This is a genomic window from Paraburkholderia terricola (assembly GCF_003330825.1).
GTDB classification, from domain to species: Bacteria; Pseudomonadota; Gammaproteobacteria; order Burkholderiales; family Burkholderiaceae; genus Paraburkholderia; species Paraburkholderia terricola.
In genome coordinates this window covers 129502-143753 of sequence record NZ_CP024941.1, presented here as the reverse complement: position 1 = coordinate 143753, position 14252 = coordinate 129502, and the positions used below count along the sequence as shown (strand labels likewise).

Genomic DNA, 14252 nt, shown 5'->3' with positions numbered 1-14252 from the left:
CATCGTCTCGACGACGCTCACGCCGGTTTGCGCTGCGCGTCGAGATCCGCGTGGCGCTTGCCGGGCATGCACGCCACCGCGACGAGGGAGAGCGCCAGCCCGGCCATCACGTAGTACGTCGGCGCGAGCGGCGAGCCGGTGGTCTTGATGAGCCACGTCACGATGAAAGGCCCGAAGCCGCCGAATATCATCACCGCGACGTTGTAGGCAAGGGAGAGACCGATCGAGCGCACGTTAGCCGGGAACAGTTCGGCGATCAGCGCGCCGAACGGCCCGTAGTAGCCGGACAGCGTGATCGACAGCAGCGCCTGCACGAGTATCAGTTTCGACACGCTCGGCTCTGCCGCGAGCCATGCGAACAGCGGATAGATGATCACGAGCGTGATCGCCAGCGACCACAACGACAGCCCCTTGCGTCCGATCCTGTCGGACCATGCGCCGGTGAGCGGCGAGAGCACGGTCAACAGCAGATTGCCGACGATCACCGCATAAAACGATTGCCCGTAAGGCAGCTTCAGTTGCTTGACCGCGAAGGTCGGCAGATAGCTGATCAGTACGTAGATCGTCACCGTGAGCGCGATCACCGCGCCTAGCCCGCACAGCACGTCGCGGCTATGGTTTCGGAACAGTTCGCCGAGTGTCGCGCGCCGCGCGGTTTTTTTCGCGAGCAAAAAAACTTCGGAATCGGCAAGATGCCGGCGAATGTAAAAGCCGATCGGCCCGATGATCAAGCCGAGAATGAACGGCACGCGCCAGCCCCAGGACTTCAACGCCTCGGGCGACAGGCCGCGCGTGACCAACGCGCCCACCAGGGCGCCGAGCAGGAGCGCCGCCGCCTGGCTCGACATCTGCCAACTGCCGTAAAAGCCGCGCCTGGAGAACGGCGCCGCTTCGATCAGCAAGGCGGTCGAACTGCCGAACTCACCGCCGGCGGAAAAGCCTTGCAGCAAACGCCCGAGCACGATCATCAAGGGCGCGCCGATGCCGATCGCCGAATACGGCGGCGCGATCGCGAGCAGCAGAATGCCGAGCGTCATCAGCGCGATGACGAGCGACAGCGCCGCCTTGCGTCCCGCGCGATCCGCATAGAGTCCGAGTACGATGCCGCCGACCGGCCGCATCACGAAAGCGACGCCGAAGGTCGCGGTGGTCAGGAGCAGCGACGAATAATCGTTGGCCGCCGGGAAGAACAACTGCGCGATCACCACCGTCAGGAAACCGAACACGGTGAAGTCATACCACTCGAGCGCATTGCCGATCACCGCCGCGGCGACGGCCCGTCTGTGGAGGCTACTTGACGCTGGTGCCATTCAAATCTCCAGCTTGCGAAAAGTGTCTCGCGGTGCGTCGTATCAACGTAGAGGCGCGTGAGTACGCCGGACAAACCGACGCTGCCCGCAGCGGCCGTCACGGAGTGTAAAGAGGGCGCAAGCTGTTTTCAAGCAGCAAAAAGGCGTCTGCCGCACTGAGCGGCAGACGCCTCGATCATCCGCGCTGAATCTCGCGCGGGCATGTTGCAGCGCATCTGCCGCGATATCGAATACACACGCGGCAAGAGCGGCATCAGACCTTCTTGTTATATGCGCTGCACCACCCCTTAGCCGCGACCTGCTTGCCCGCGAACATCGGGCAGCCGGCGTAGGCGTCGGTGGGTTTGCCTTGATAAAAACTGCAGTTGCCGCAGTCCTGGCCCGGCGCATATTTGGCGAACTTGGCCTTGTCGACCTTGCTCGCATCCTCCTTATAGCCGAGCGCCTGCGCGGTCGGGTCGCTTTCGGCGACCTTGGGTGCATCCGCGAAAGCCTGGCGCGACAGCGCGAAGCTGGACGCCACACCGATGCTCGTGATCAAAAACGTACGACGGGAAGGTTTCATGGGGACTCACTCCGTTTATATGAACTGATCGCCGTTCTGATGACAGCGGTCCCCAAGCATAGCAACGAAGCCGCCGCGCGTGACGACTCAAATGATAGAGATAAGCGAATCGGTACGACGCCAGGCTCGAACGTCACGCGTGCGATGCGGTTCGATCCGCGCAAGGCGGGCCGCCAGGTGAATGCCGGTCACTCCCGCCCGCTCAGTTCGCAGACGCGCCGCGCAATCGCGAGCGACGCCGTCAAGCCGGGCGATTCGATCCCGAACAGATTGACGAGCCCGCGCACGCCATGCGCGGCCGGGCCTTGAATCACGAAGTCGGCGGCGGGCTCGCCGGGGCCCGAAAGCTTCGGACGAATCCCCGCATAAGCGGGCTGCAACGCACCGTCGGGAAGCGCGGGCCAGTACGTGCGAATCGCCGCATAGAACGATTCCGCTCGATGCGGATCGACGTCGTAGTTGATCGTGTCGACCCATTCGACGTCGGGACCGAAACGCGCCTGGCCGCCGAGATCGATCGTCAGATGCACGCCGAGACCGGCCTCGTTCGGCATCGGATAGATGAGGCGGCTGAACGGCGCGCGCCCCGAAATGCTGAAGTAGTTGCCGCGCGCGAGATAGAGCGGGGGCACGTGGCGCGCGTCGAGTCCGCGAATCTTGCGGGCCAGCGCGTTCGCGTGCAGACCGGCGCTGTTGATCACGCATGCGGCGCTGATCGTGGTCGGCGCATTGCCGCCCACCTTGATGATGAAGCGGCCGTTGCTCGCCTCGATCGCTTCGACCGGCGCATGAAACGCGAACACCGCGCCGTCGCGCTCCGCATCGCCCTGAAGCGCCAGCATCAACTGGTGACTGTCGACGATGCCGGTCTGCGGAGAGAACACCGCCTCGACACATTCGAGCGCCGGTTCGAGCGCCTGCGCCTGGTCGCCGCTGATCCGCATCAGGTCGAGCACGCCGTTGTCGCGCCCCTTCGCCATGATGCTTTCGAGTTGCGGGATCTGATTGCGCGAGGTGGCGACCAGCAGTTTGCCGCAACGCGAATACGGGACGTTGCGCGCGGCGCAGTAGTCGTAAAGCAACTCGCGGCCGCGCACGCAAAGCGTGGCCTTGAGCGAACCGCGCGGATAGTAGATGCCCGCGTGAATCACCTCGCTGTTGCGCGAACTGGTGCCCACGCCGATCGCCTCGGCCGCCTCCAGCACGATCACCTCATGTCCGCGCGCCGCCAGTGCGCGCGCCACCGCCAGGCCGATCACGCCGGCGCCGATCACTACACATTCGATTTGGTCCATGTCCCTTGACGCAGCCGATTTCGCCGCGCGCTGCCTCGTTCACCCGATACACATGAGGACAGGATGCGGCTATCGAGTGCCGCACACCGCTCGCTGTCGAACGCATCTGCCCTATCGCAACCGCTATGCAAATTGTACGACGCCGCACAGACAGCAATGGCCGCCGTCGTGAACGGTTGCGGGCGCTCGGCCGTTGAGCAGTTTCAAAGCCCCGGACGGGGCGAACACAATCGTATGGAGAAGGCCCGGTTTGCCGCCGTGAAAAAGCCGCCCGCAGGCGGCTTTTGTGCAAAAACCGCTCAAAAACCGATCGGTTTTCGGCGATTTCCGTAGTCGAGGCGGATATCGCCAGCTTCGATGCTGTCGCGTCCGTCGATGCGCGCCGCGCCGAATCCATTCAATATCGCGCGACGCATCGCTCGCGGCGATGCCTGCTTGAGCGCGTCGAGCGCGGCGTCGCCGAGCGTCTCGGGAAAGCGCAGGCCCCAGTTGTGCGCCGAGCGGATCTCGTCGTAGATCGACTGCGCGATGCGGCGCGCGCCGTCATGATCCGGCGACGGAATCTCGTACACGTTCATCCGGTTGAGGATCGGTTCGGGGATCGAGCGCTCGTCGTTGGCCGTCGCGATCCAGATCACGTGGCCGGCATTGATCGGAATCTCGGCGAACTCGTCGATGAAAGTCTGCGCGGTGTCGTGTTCGAGCAGCGCGTACAGCGCGCCGAGCGGGTCGTATTGCGAGTCGCCGGAGGCCTTGTCGATTTCATCGACGGTGATCACCGGGTTCGCATAGCTGCCGTTCACGAGCGCATCGAACACCTTGCCCGGCTTCGCGTTTTTCCATTGCGAGGAAGCGCCCGAGAGAATCCAGCCGGCCGTCAACGAACTCATCGCCACGTATTGATAGGCGGTGCCGAGCAGGCGCGCCAGCTGCTTGGCAAAATGCGTCTTGCCGATGCCGGGGTCGCCGAGCAGCAGGATCGGCATCAGTTCGAGCCGGTCGTCGGTTTCAAGACACAGCGCGACCTGCTTGCGGATATCGTCGAGAGGCGCGGAAAAGTTGGGCAGCGCGTCGATCAGATCGTCGATCGACGGCATCCGGTTCGGCTTCACGCAAAAGCGCAAATTGCCGGTTTTCAGCATCTTTTCGTACGTGGCGCGCAGCGCCTCGTTCGCGCCTTCGCCGAGATCGTTCAACGCGGTCTCGACCTGATCGAGGTCGTACACCCGGCTGAAGGACGCCACGGCGATTTCCTGTTTGACCATTGCTGTTGTCATCGCTCACCCCGTCTGGCTGGTCTTGCTGCGGCGGCGCCTCGCGGACACCGTTTCAAGTCCAGTGTAATGACGCCAGAATCGTGTGCAAGCCAGCAGTCATGCGGCTCTGCTGCTAACGACGGGTTGTTTTAGCGGCCTCACCGCCCCATCTGAAATGCACCATTGCTGAACCCGGCCCTCGTGCATAGGTCACAAAAGTGTTGCGTCCATCGGGGGTAAGATGGCCCTCTCTGACTACACTGCCGGACGCAGTAACCGGAGATTTTCTTTATGTGGAAAACCAGTCTCGTGGCCGTGCTGCTCGGCACCTCGCTGCTTGCGAGCGCGCAGCAACGGCCGGCCCAGCAGGTCGTGCAATGGCAATTGCAGGTGATGCGCGACGGCCAGCAGATCGACGCGTTCGAGGGCACCACCACGGTCGGCCAGGCGCGCACGGATACGCATCACAAGATGGTGCAGCATAACGTCGGATGTAAAGACCAGCCTGCCGGCAGCATCGATCTGGCGCGCACGCTGACGGTGTCGCCGCTGCAGGCGGATACCAACGAGGTCACCATGTCGATCGAAGCGCAGGAAACCTTCGAGGAAAACGCCGCGCGCCAAACCGACACCGGCTGCAAGCTGCCGCCGCAACCGCGCCAGGTGAGCGCCACCCATCCGGGCCTCAAGGTGCCGACCGGCCAATGGGCGAGCTGGACGATCGTCGACAAGGACCCGAACCTCGTCTACCGCGTGCGTGCGGGAGTCGAGAGCAGCATGAACTGAAGCGAACAACCGAACCGAACAACCGAAGCCCAAACAGAACACGTGGACAACGCGGCATGCGAAACCCAGAAGAATTGATCCGCGAGGGCATTGCGCCCAAGGATTTCGTTGCGGTGAGCTGGAACCTGCACAAAGGCCGCACGCCGCTTGGCTTTCAAGCGTGGCAGGCGATGCAGCGCTGGGTTCAGTCGACTCACGCCGACGCGTATTTTTTGCAGGAAGCCATGGCGCGGCGCATGCCGTCGCCGGTATTGGCGAGCAGTTTCGGCGCGCCGGTCGCCGATCCGTTGAGCGACATCTGGCACTGCCAGGCCACCGAGATCGCGCGCGCGCTGGAACTCGAGATCGCGCTGGGGCCGAACGTATTCAAGCCGTCGTGGCGGCATGGCAATGCGATCCTGTCGCCGCATCCGCTCGATCTCGGCGGACGCTGGGACATTTCCGCGCATCGCTTCGAGAAACGCGGTTTGCTGGTGGCGCGCGCGACCTTCGGCGGTCATTCGGTCACGCTGCTGTGCGCGCACCTTGCACTCACGCGCTCGGCGCGTTTGCGTCAGATGAACTGGATCGCGCACTGGATCGCGAAGGAAGCGCCGGAGGGTCCGCTGGTCCTGGCGGGCGACTTCAACGACTGGCGCAATGATTCGGTGCCGCTCTTCGGCGAGCACGGCTTGCATGAGGTGGCGACGCTGCTCGGCGAATCGGGCCGCACCTTCCCCGCCTTTTCACCGGCGCTCGCGCTCGACAAGATGTTCGTGCGCGGCATGAAGCCGATCGAGTGGATTCCGCCGACCCAGGAAACCGCGTGGCTTTCGGATCACTTGCCGTATATGGCGCGGTTGCGGGTTGAATAAGCGCTCGCTCGAAGTAACCAAAATACAAAACGCAAAAAGCCTTTTTCCTGAAGGCATTACAGCGATTCATCGGGTCGCGTGCGCGCCGCTGTGTACCAATACGGCAGGGACCAGTCGGCTCGGGAAAAGTAAGCCGCCCCACTCGCGCGAGCCATTTTCGCAAGGCGCAATTTCCTCGCGTTTCATGCTCACTTGCTCAGCGTTTGCCAGTTTTATCAGCAGGGTCAATGCTGCAGCGCACGGCGGGTTTCGGTATGATCTCGAAAATGTTGCCCGTGTGGCGCGCCTATCCGGCGCATGCCGGACAGCCGATGGCTGCCGCCCCGCGCGGCGTTCGTCCCTCGCCGGACATTTTGCCGAAGCGCGGCCGCATCCACGCCAGGTACTTCGCGGTGCCGGTATGCACGACATTCCGGCGCCGACGCGGCCGGCTTCAGTCATCCGCTTGACCACGCTCAACCGCCGCACCGCCGCCTTCGGGCAGCCGGCGCGGTAAAATAGCGGATTGCGCGTGCTTTCCGACCTCGGGTCAGCGCAGCATCGCCCTTGCCGTGCCGGCCGGCTAAAACGACTGGCCGCCTTTGTTTTCGCACTATCCAAGAAGCCATGAGCAACCTCAATTCACAAACCGTCCTGAGCGTCCATCACTGGACCGATACGCTTTTCAGCTTCACCTGCACGCGCGATCCGTCGTTCCGTTTCGAAAACGGCCAGTTCACGATGGTGGGCCTCGAAGTCGAAGGCAAGCCGCTGATCCGCGCCTACAGTCTCGCGAGTGCGAATTACGAAGAGCACCTCGAATTCTTGAGCATCAAGGTGCAGGACGGCCCGCTCACGTCGCGTCTGCAGCATCTGAAAGTCGGTGACGAAGTCCTGATCGGCAAGAAGCCGGTCGGCACGCTGATGGCCGACAACCTGCTGCCGGGCAAGACGCTGTGGCTGCTCTCCACCGGCACAGGCCTCGCGCCGTTCATGTCGATCATCAAAGATCCGGACATTTACGACCGCTACGAACGCGTGGTGCTCACGCACACCTGCCGTTTCGTCGACGAGCTGGCGTACAAGGAATACATCACGGAGCACCTGCCGGCGCACGAGCACCTGGGCGAACTGGTGCAGGAAAAGCTGCTGTACTACCCCACGGTCACGCGCGAGGCATTCCAGAACCGCGGCCGCATCACCGAACTGATCGAAACGGAAAAACTGTTCGCCGACCTCGGCGTGCCGGGCTTCTCGCTCGAAGACGACCGCGTGATGCTGTGCGGCAGCCCGCACATGCTGCGCGACACGCGCAAGCTGCTCGACGACCTGGGCTTCCAGGAAGGCAGCAACAACGCGCCGGGCCACTACGTGGTCGAAAAGGCGTTCGTCGGTTAAGACGTACATTCGAATTCGCGGCTCGCGCCGCGGACTCGGCAAAAGGAGCCTCCGGGCTCCTTTTTTGTTTGGCGGTTACAAGTTGACGCGCTCGGCCTGACATTTCGCGTCAGTGTTCTTCTGACAGAGCCGGTGTTGCGGAACGTCAACCGTCGCGCGAAATATCGGCGCTAAGCCTTGGTGCGCCTACATTATTTCTTTTTTTGAGATATTATCGCGGCACACGACCGCCGCTCCGGCATGCCTGCCAGAGTCCGCGCTACATGTTACTGAATGTAAATTTCGTTACACTCGACCGTAGTAATCCGGCCGTCGAACCGTACGTGTTCCGGCCGCACCTGGAGGCTTGAGACTCGCATGCGTTCTTTCGTCTTCGCGCCGCCGACGCGCACGCGCTTCGTCGTCCGCCCCGCTTCCTGAGAGGGAAAGTCATGGATACGTCGACTGTCGTCCCGTTCGCCTCGCCTCTGCCGCCGTCACCGCCGCGTGACGGATGCGACGCGTCCGTCGCGGCCAGTGCCGTCGTGGCGTCGCCGTCGGTTGAACGTGAACTGGCGCGGCTGCGCGCCCGGGTGCGCGAACTGTCGGCCGAACTCGTGCAGGCACAGGAAGCCGCCTGCCGCCATGTGGCGCGCGAACTGCACGACGGCGTGGGCGCCGAGTTGACCGCGACGCGCTTCGCGCTGGCTGGCGTCGAAACCTGGCTGCCCGCCGACGCGCCGTCGCAGTGCGCCGCCGCGCTCGCCGTCGCCAACCGTTCGCTCGACGCCGTGTGCGCCGCCAGCCGCCAGGCCGTCGCGGAACTGCATGCGCCGTCGCTCGAGGCCGGCATCGTCGGGGCGCTGGCGCAATGGACCGGCGACTTCGCCACGCGCACGCAGTTGCGCACGAGCTTTGTCTGCGCGGCCGACGTGCGTCTCACGCGCCTGCCCGCCGAAGCGGCGCTGGCCGTGTTCCGTGTCGCGCAGGAAGCGCTCAACAACATTGCCAAGCACGCGCGCGCCGAATCCGCCGACGTGCGGATCGAAACCAGCCGCCGTCATCTCACGCTGATCGTCAGCGACGACGGCATCGGCGTCACGCGCAACGCGCGCAGCCGTCGCGGCCATTTCGGCCTGAGCGGCATGCAGGCGCGCTGCGCGGCCTTCGACGGCACGCTGCGCGTGGGCGCCCGGCGCGTTGGCCAGCGCCGCGGCGACGGCGCCAGGGAATCGCGCGGCACGCTCGTGCATGCGCGTTTTGCGTGGGACGCGATGCTGGCGAACGCGCCTCACGTCGAACGCCGCGCGCTGCAATCGTGAGCACGCCGTCATGAGTCTGCGTATCCTGATCGCCGACGACCACGCGGTGGTTCGCCAAGGTGTCCGTCAATTGCTGCTCGACCGTGGCGTCGCCCGCGAAGTCACCGAGGCGCAAAGTGGCACCGAAGCGCTCGACGCCGTCACCCTGCATGGCTACGACGTGGTGCTGCTCGACATTTCGCTGCCCGACATGAACGGCGTGGAAGTGCTCAAGCGTCTGAAGCGCAAGGCGCCGCGCGTGGCCGTGCTGATGTTCTCGATGTATCGCGAGGACCAGTACGCGGTGCGCGCGTTGAAGGCCGGGGCCGCCGGCTACCTGTCCAAAACGGTCGATGCCGCGCAGATGATCGGCGCGATCCAGCAGGTCGCCGCGGGCCGCAAATACGTGAGCCCGGCGATGGCCGAAGCGCTGGCCGACTACGTCTCCTTCGACGGCGAACAATTGCCGCACGAGAAGCTTTCCGATCGCGAATATCAGACGCTGTGCATGCTCGCATCGGGCAAACGGCTGACGGACATCGCCGCGGCGCTGTCGCTGTCGGTGAAGACGGTTAGCGTGTATCGCACACGGCTACTCGAGAAGATGAAGCTGCGCAACAACGCCGAACTGACCTTCTATGTGATGAGCAACCGCCTGGTCGATCTGAATCCGGCGATGGCGGGCTGACATCTGCTTCCGGCAACGCGACGCCGCGGCGCGCTGAACAGCGCGCGCCCCGACGGGCGAGCGTGCGCGAGAGCGATTCTGAGCGGCCCGGCCGCGCATCGTGCGAAGGCTTTGCCGATGGCCATTGTCCGGCGCGGGAATGTGCCATCGGCATCCCGCTGGCAGGGATTTTCCGCCCTTCACCATCGCCCGTTAAAAGCTGATCCCAAAATGGTGCGGCGGCGCGCATCCGCTAAAATCGTGGGTTTTCCGACATTCGGCGCGCAAGATGCGTGCACTACTGGAGACCCCGCCAATGTCCCTGTTTCGCACGAAGAGCGTCGAGCACATGATCGCGGCGAGCGCTCAGAACGCCGGCCTGAAGAAAGCGCTCGGCGCGCTCGATCTGACTTTCCTCGGTGTCGGCGCCATCATCGGCACAGGTATTTTCGTGCTGACCGGCACGGGCGCCGTCCAGGCCGGGCCGGCGCTGATGGTCTCCTTCCTGGTCGCGGCGATCGCGTGCGGTTTCGCCGCACTGGCCTACGCCGAGTTCGCGTCGACGATTCCGGTGGCGGGTTCCATCTACACCTACTCGTACGCGACGCTCGGCGAACTGGCCGCGTGGATCATCGGCTGGGACTTGATGCTGGAGTATGGGCTGGCCACGTCGGCGGTATCGGTGGGCTGGTCGGGCTATCTGCAATCGCTGCTGTCGGGCTTCGGCGTTTCGTTGCCCGTTGCGTTGACGGCGGCGCCGGGCGCATTGCCGGGCCAGGACACGTTCTTCAATCTGCCCGCGTTCCTCGTGATGATGGCGATTACGGCGTTGCTGTCCGTCGGCGTGCGCGAATCCACGCGAATCAACAACGTCATGGTGGCGATCAAGGTGACCGTGGTGCTGCTGGTGATCGGCGTGGGCGTCTTTCACGTGACGCCGGCCAACTGGCATCCGTTCATGCCGAATGGCTGGAGCGGCGTATTCGGCGCGGCGGCGGTGATGTTCTTCGCGTTCATCGGTTTCGATTCGGTGTCGTCCGCGGCCGAGGAAGTGAAGAACCCGAAGCGCGATCTGCCGATCGGGATCATTGCATCGCTGGGCGTGTGCGCGGTGTTGTACGTGGCGGTGGCGGCGGTTGTCACGGGCATCGTGCCGTCGGCGCAGTTCGCGGATATTCCGAATCCGGTGTCGTACGCGTTGCAGGTGGCGGGTCAAACGTGGGTGGCCGGCTTTATCGACCTGGGCGCCGTGCTGGGCATGCTGACGGTGATTCTGGTGATGGCTTATGGGCAGACGCGGGTGATCTTCGCGATGTCGCGTGATGGCTTGTTGCCCGCGAGACTGTCGCGGGTGCATCCGAGGTTTGCCACGCCGTTTTTTACTACGTGGCTGGTGGGGATTTTCTTCGGTTTGATTGGTGCGCTGGTGCCGTTGAAGGTGCTGGCCGAGCTGATCAACATCGGAACCCTGGCCGCGTTTTCGATGGTGTCGATTGCGGTGCTCGTTTTGCGTAAGACGCATCCTGAGTTGCCTCGGGCGTTTCGCTGCCCTGGCGTGCCGGTTGTGCCGGTGTTGGCTGTTGCCTCCTGTCTGTTTTTAATGGCCAATCTTCAGGCTGTCACCTGGGTGGCGTTTGTGGTCTGGTTGCTCGTTGGGATGGTTATTTACTTTGGGTATTCGCGGCGGCGGTCGAAGTTGGCGGTTAAGTAGGGGTTTTGGTTTTTTGCCTGCTCGGCGGTTTGGGTTCGTTGCCTTGGTGGGTTGGCCTTTCCTTGATTTGTTAGTGGTCTATTGACGTTGCCCCTGTGCGGGGCAGCACCTACTTTCTTCGACGTATGAAAGCGCTGGAGCGGCAGGACCGTGAACCGCGCAGTTCGACGGCCGACCCGAGCGATGATCCAAGACCTCTGCCGGCTCGGACCAGCGTGACGCAGCGGCAAACCGGGACATGCGGAAGAAGAACCGGAAACACCACCAACAACACTGCGGTGACACAAAAATCAAACGCTACAAGCCGCTCCACCCGAAGCCGCAATCTCCCGCGCTGCCTTGGCGCCTTCAACCTGCAGCAAGGTAGGCAAGGAAACCCCGTTCTTGGCCGCCGTCACCTCGGCAAGAATCGACACGGCGATCTCAGGCGGCGTCCGACTGCCGATATAAATCCCGACCGGCCCATGCAAGCGCGCGAGTTCAGTGTCGTTCAGATCGAACTCCTTCAACCGCTCGCGCCGCGCCTGATTGTTCCGTCTGGAACCCAGGGCGCCGACATAAAAAGCCGGCGTCTTCAACGCCTCCATCAACGCAAGATCGTCGAGCTTCGGATCATGCGTCAGCGCGATCACCGCGCAACGCTCATCGAGCTTCATCTCGGTCACCGTATCGTCCGGCATCGTGCGAACGATCTTCGTGCCCGGAATGTTCCACTCCTCTGTGTACTCCTCGCGCGGATCGCAGACCGTCACCTGATAGTCGAGCCCCACCGCGATGTGGCACAGATAGCGCGACAACTGCCCCGCGCCGATCACGAGCATCCGGTAACGCGGGCCGTGAATCGTCAGCAGACGCTCGCCGTCGAAATGCACGCCGTCCGTTGCCTGCGCATGATCGAGCCGCACGGCGCCCGTCGTCATATCCACTTCGCGTGCCACGAGGCGTCCGTCTTCCACCGCGCGGCACAGTTCGGCAATGCCGCTGTGCGGCGTCAGCGGTTCGAGCACCAGTTGGATCGTGCCGCCGCAAGGCAGGCCGAAGCGATGCGCCTCTTCCGCCGTGATGCCGTACTTCACCGCCTCGGGGCGCGTCTGTTCGATGCCCCTTTGCCGCACGCGGTCGATCAGATCGTCTTCGATGCAACCGCCCGATACCGACCCCACCACGAGTCCATCGTCGCGCACCGCGAGCATCGCGCCCTCGGGACGCGGCGACGAGCCCCACGTCTTCACCACCGTCACCAGTAGCGCGCGATGTCCCTCTTCCAGCCATCGTGCGCTGGACTTCAGGACTTCGAGATCCACGCTGTCCATGATTTCTTCCTTTTCGGTGCATCGCCGCCGGACTCGCTGTCCGCAGCCTCATGCGATTCGCTATTTTGCGGCATCGTTTCATCGGCTGCAGGCTCGCTGACAGCGGGGGCCGCCGTGGCGCCCGCGTCGCCGCCTAGCTGAACGCCGAGACGCTTGAAGAACTCGCCGGCGAGCTTGCGCGCCGCGCCGTCGACCAGACGCGAGCCGATCTGCGCGAGCTTGCCGCCGACCTGCGCGCTCGCCGTGTATTCGAGCCGGGTCGCCTCGTCGCCCTCGGGCGCGAGCGTGACGCGCGTGGTGCCCTTGCCGAAGCCCGCCGCGCCGCCCTGGCCTTCGAACACGATGGTGTACGTGTTCGGCGCCTCGATATCGGTCAGTTGCATGCGCCCCTTGAAGCGCGCCTTCACCGGACCCACCGACGCGCTCAGCACCACGTTGTACGCGTGCTCGCCGTCCGCTTCGATGGTCTCGCAGCCGGGAATGCACGCGTGCAGGATGTCGGTGTCGTTCAGCGCTTCCCACGCGCGTTGCTGCGAAACGGGCAGCGTATGAGTTTCGCTCAGTTCCATGGCATTGCTCCCGCGGATGTCGTGGCGGATGCGCCCGAACGCGGCGCGCGCGTGAGTTGCGCGAGATCGCGGCCGAACGCGGCCAGACTGTCTAGATTATGAACCGGACGATGCGCGTCGACATACGGCAGGATCGCCTGTATGCCGCGCGCCTTCGGTGAAAAACCGCTGAAACGCAGCAGCGGATTGAGCCACACGATACGGTGCGCGAAGCGGCGCAGGCGGGCCATTTCGGCGCCGAGCACGTCGATCGCTTCGTGATCGAGGCCGTCGGTCACGAGCAGCACCGTGGCCCGGCCGCTGAGCACGCGCCGGGCCCAGCGCCGGTTGAATTCGGCGAGCGCGGCGCCGATCCGCGTGCCGCCCGACCAGTCGACCACCTGATCGGCGAGCGCCGCGATCGCCACGTCGGGATCGCGCTCGCGCAGCGCGCGCGTCGCGTTGGTGAGACGCGTGCCGAACAGAAACACCTGCAAGCGTTCGCGCGACTGCAACAGCGCGTGGCAGAAATACAGCACCGCGCGCGAATAGCTGCTCATCGAGCCGGATATGTCGAGCAGCAACACCAGCGGCGGTTTGCGTTCGACCACCGCGCGATACTTCCACACGGTCCAGTCGCCGCCCGCGCGCACCGCGTGCCGGGCGCTCGCGCGCAAGTCCGCGTGCGTGCCGTGCGAGGCGGCCTTCAGGCGACGCGTCGGCTCGGTGGCGAGCGGCAGGCGCTGGCCGCGGATCAGATGACGCAAGCTGCGCCATTCGTCAGCGGACAGCGAGTCGAAATCGCGGTGACGCAGGCGCTCTTCCGCGCTGAAGCTGATGTGCGCGTGCAATTCGTGCTGCTCGGTTTCCTGCTGCGCGCTGGCATGCGGCGACGGCGGCGCGCGCACGGCAAGCGCGTCCGCGAGACGGTTGTTGCGTTTGGGCGGCGGCAGCCCGTCGCGGACCTTCGGCAGCAGCAGCGCGCGCAGCTTGCCTTCCCAATCGGGATCGCGCCAGAACAGGTCGAACGCGGCGTTGAACAGTTCGCGCTCGTCGGGCGCCGATACCAGCAAGGCGGCGAGGGCGGCGCGCACGTCGTCGCGGCGGCCGAGGTCGATCCAGTGCAACGCGGCGATCGCATCGACGGCTTGCGCGGGCGACATCGGCAAACCCGCGCCGCGCAGCACGCGCACGAAATGCACGACGTTGCGAGCGAGCGTGGGGGACGCTCCGGCCTTCTCGCCAACGCCAGCCGAATCACCGCCGCTCGCATCCGATCGCTTGCTCATG

General features: G+C 64.3%; 13 protein-coding genes. 6 read left to right on the top strand and 7 right to left on the bottom strand.

The features are described from left to right. Nucleotides 1–17 precede the first annotated feature (17 nt). The 4 genes from CUJ90_RS00640 to CUJ90_RS00625 form a co-directional block, all read right to left on the bottom strand. Nucleotides 18–1310 carry an MFS transporter gene (locus CUJ90_RS00640; protein ID WP_073432396.1) on the bottom strand — a complete coding sequence of 431 codons (1293 nt, stop codon included), beginning with the start codon at nucleotides 1308–1310 and terminating at the stop codon, nucleotides 18–20. Between the two features lie 253 nt (nucleotides 1311–1563). After that, nucleotides 1564–1875, bottom strand: coding sequence for a high-potential iron-sulfur protein (locus CUJ90_RS00635; RefSeq protein ID WP_114161713.1), 312 nt, complete (start codon nucleotides 1873–1875; stop codon nucleotides 1564–1566). A 188-nt stretch (nucleotides 1876–2063) separates the two neighbouring features. Continuing rightward, nucleotides 2064–3170 (bottom strand): NAD(P)/FAD-dependent oxidoreductase, encoded by a 1107-nt coding sequence (locus tag CUJ90_RS00630; protein WP_073432398.1) that lies wholly within the window; start codon nucleotides 3168–3170, stop codon nucleotides 2064–2066. A gap of 299 nt (nucleotides 3171–3469) precedes the next feature. Then, a complete protein-coding gene (locus CUJ90_RS00625) occupies nucleotides 3470–4447 on the bottom strand; it encodes an AAA family ATPase (protein ID WP_083084933.1) in 978 nt (325 codons plus the stop codon). A 270-nt stretch (nucleotides 4448–4717) separates the two neighbouring features. Here CUJ90_RS00625 and CUJ90_RS00620 point away from each other — a divergent pair, with 270 nt between their 5' ends. The 6 genes from CUJ90_RS00620 to bcaP all read left to right on the top strand — a co-directional run bounded on the left by CUJ90_RS00620 (nucleotide 4718) and on the right by bcaP (nucleotide 11101). After that, on the top strand, nucleotides 4718–5212 hold the full coding sequence (locus tag CUJ90_RS00620; RefSeq protein ID WP_114161712.1) for a hypothetical protein: 495 nt from the start codon (nucleotides 4718–4720) through the stop codon (nucleotides 5210–5212). A 56-nt stretch (nucleotides 5213–5268) separates the two neighbouring features. Continuing rightward, a complete protein-coding gene (locus CUJ90_RS00615; RefSeq protein ID WP_083084936.1) occupies nucleotides 5269–6066 on the top strand; it encodes an endonuclease/exonuclease/phosphatase family protein in 798 nt (265 codons plus the stop codon). Between the two features lie 606 nt (nucleotides 6067–6672). Further along, nucleotides 6673–7443 (top strand): ferredoxin--NADP reductase, encoded by a 771-nt coding sequence (locus tag CUJ90_RS00605; RefSeq protein WP_073432402.1) that lies wholly within the window; start codon nucleotides 6673–6675, stop codon nucleotides 7441–7443. A 431-nt stretch (nucleotides 7444–7874) separates the two neighbouring features. Then, nucleotides 7875–8744: a sensor histidine kinase gene (locus tag CUJ90_RS00600; RefSeq protein ID WP_114161711.1), complete on the top strand. Its 870-nt coding sequence runs from the start codon at nucleotides 7875–7877 to the stop codon at nucleotides 8742–8744. A 10-nt stretch (nucleotides 8745–8754) separates the two neighbouring features. Then, a complete protein-coding gene (gene rqpR, locus CUJ90_RS00595; protein WP_114161710.1) occupies nucleotides 8755–9411 on the top strand; it encodes a response regulator transcription factor RqpR in 657 nt (218 codons plus the stop codon). A gap of 295 nt (nucleotides 9412–9706) precedes the next feature. Continuing rightward, nucleotides 9707–11101 (top strand): branched-chain amino acid transporter BcaP, encoded by a 1395-nt coding sequence (gene bcaP, locus CUJ90_RS00590; protein WP_114161709.1) that lies wholly within the window; start codon nucleotides 9707–9709, stop codon nucleotides 11099–11101. A gap of 290 nt (nucleotides 11102–11391) precedes the next feature. Here bcaP and CUJ90_RS00585 read toward each other — a convergent pair whose 3' ends face one another. The 3 genes from CUJ90_RS00585 to CUJ90_RS00575 are packed head-to-tail and all read right to left on the bottom strand — an operon-like array spanning nucleotide 11392 to nucleotide 14251. Next, nucleotides 11392–12414 (bottom strand): XdhC family protein, encoded by a 1023-nt coding sequence (locus CUJ90_RS00585; protein ID WP_073432406.1) that lies wholly within the window; start codon nucleotides 12412–12414, stop codon nucleotides 11392–11394. Continuing rightward, nucleotides 12387–12983 carry an SRPBCC family protein gene (locus tag CUJ90_RS00580; RefSeq protein ID WP_114161708.1) on the bottom strand — a complete coding sequence of 199 codons (597 nt, stop codon included), beginning with the start codon at nucleotides 12981–12983 and terminating at the stop codon, nucleotides 12387–12389. The genes CUJ90_RS00585 and CUJ90_RS00580 overlap by 28 nt, the downstream gene beginning before the upstream one ends. After that, on the bottom strand, nucleotides 12974–14251 hold the full coding sequence (locus tag CUJ90_RS00575) for a vWA domain-containing protein (protein WP_114161707.1): 1278 nt from the start codon (nucleotides 14249–14251) through the stop codon (nucleotides 12974–12976). The genes CUJ90_RS00580 and CUJ90_RS00575 overlap by 10 nt, the downstream gene beginning before the upstream one ends. Between the last annotated feature and the right edge of the window lies 1 nt (nucleotide 14252).

What these genes read in the sequence shown, in the direction of transcription:
- CUJ90_RS00640 (WP_073432396.1), bottom strand. Translation starts at nt 1,310, where the DNA reads ATGGCACCAGCGTCAAGTAGCCTCCACAGACGGGCCGTCGCCGCGGCG.
- CUJ90_RS00635 (WP_114161713.1), bottom strand. Translation starts at nt 1,875, where the DNA reads ATGAAACCTTCCCGTCGTACGTTTTTGATCACGAGCATCGGTGTGGCG.
- CUJ90_RS00630 (WP_073432398.1), bottom strand. Translation starts at nt 3,170, where the DNA reads ATGGACCAAATCGAATGTGTAGTGATCGGCGCCGGCGTGATCGGCCTG.
- CUJ90_RS00625 (WP_083084933.1), bottom strand. Translation starts at nt 4,447, where the DNA reads ATGACAACAGCAATGGTCAAACAGGAAATCGCCGTGGCGTCCTTCAGC.
- CUJ90_RS00620 (WP_114161712.1), top strand. Translation starts at nt 4,718, where the DNA reads ATGTGGAAAACCAGTCTCGTGGCCGTGCTGCTCGGCACCTCGCTGCTT.
- CUJ90_RS00615 (WP_083084936.1), top strand. Translation starts at nt 5,269, where the DNA reads ATGCGAAACCCAGAAGAATTGATCCGCGAGGGCATTGCGCCCAAGGAT.
- CUJ90_RS00605 (WP_073432402.1), top strand. Translation starts at nt 6,673, where the DNA reads ATGAGCAACCTCAATTCACAAACCGTCCTGAGCGTCCATCACTGGACC.
- CUJ90_RS00600 (WP_114161711.1), top strand. Translation starts at nt 7,875, where the DNA reads ATGGATACGTCGACTGTCGTCCCGTTCGCCTCGCCTCTGCCGCCGTCA.
- rqpR (WP_114161710.1), top strand. Translation starts at nt 8,755, where the DNA reads ATGAGTCTGCGTATCCTGATCGCCGACGACCACGCGGTGGTTCGCCAA.
- bcaP (WP_114161709.1), top strand. Translation starts at nt 9,707, where the DNA reads ATGTCCCTGTTTCGCACGAAGAGCGTCGAGCACATGATCGCGGCGAGC.
- CUJ90_RS00585 (WP_073432406.1), bottom strand. Translation starts at nt 12,414, where the DNA reads ATGGACAGCGTGGATCTCGAAGTCCTGAAGTCCAGCGCACGATGGCTG.
- CUJ90_RS00580 (WP_114161708.1), bottom strand. Translation starts at nt 12,983, where the DNA reads ATGGAACTGAGCGAAACTCATACGCTGCCCGTTTCGCAGCAACGCGCG.
- CUJ90_RS00575 (WP_114161707.1), bottom strand. Translation starts at nt 14,251, where the DNA reads ATGAGCAAGCGATCGGATGCGAGCGGCGGTGATTCGGCTGGCGTTGGC.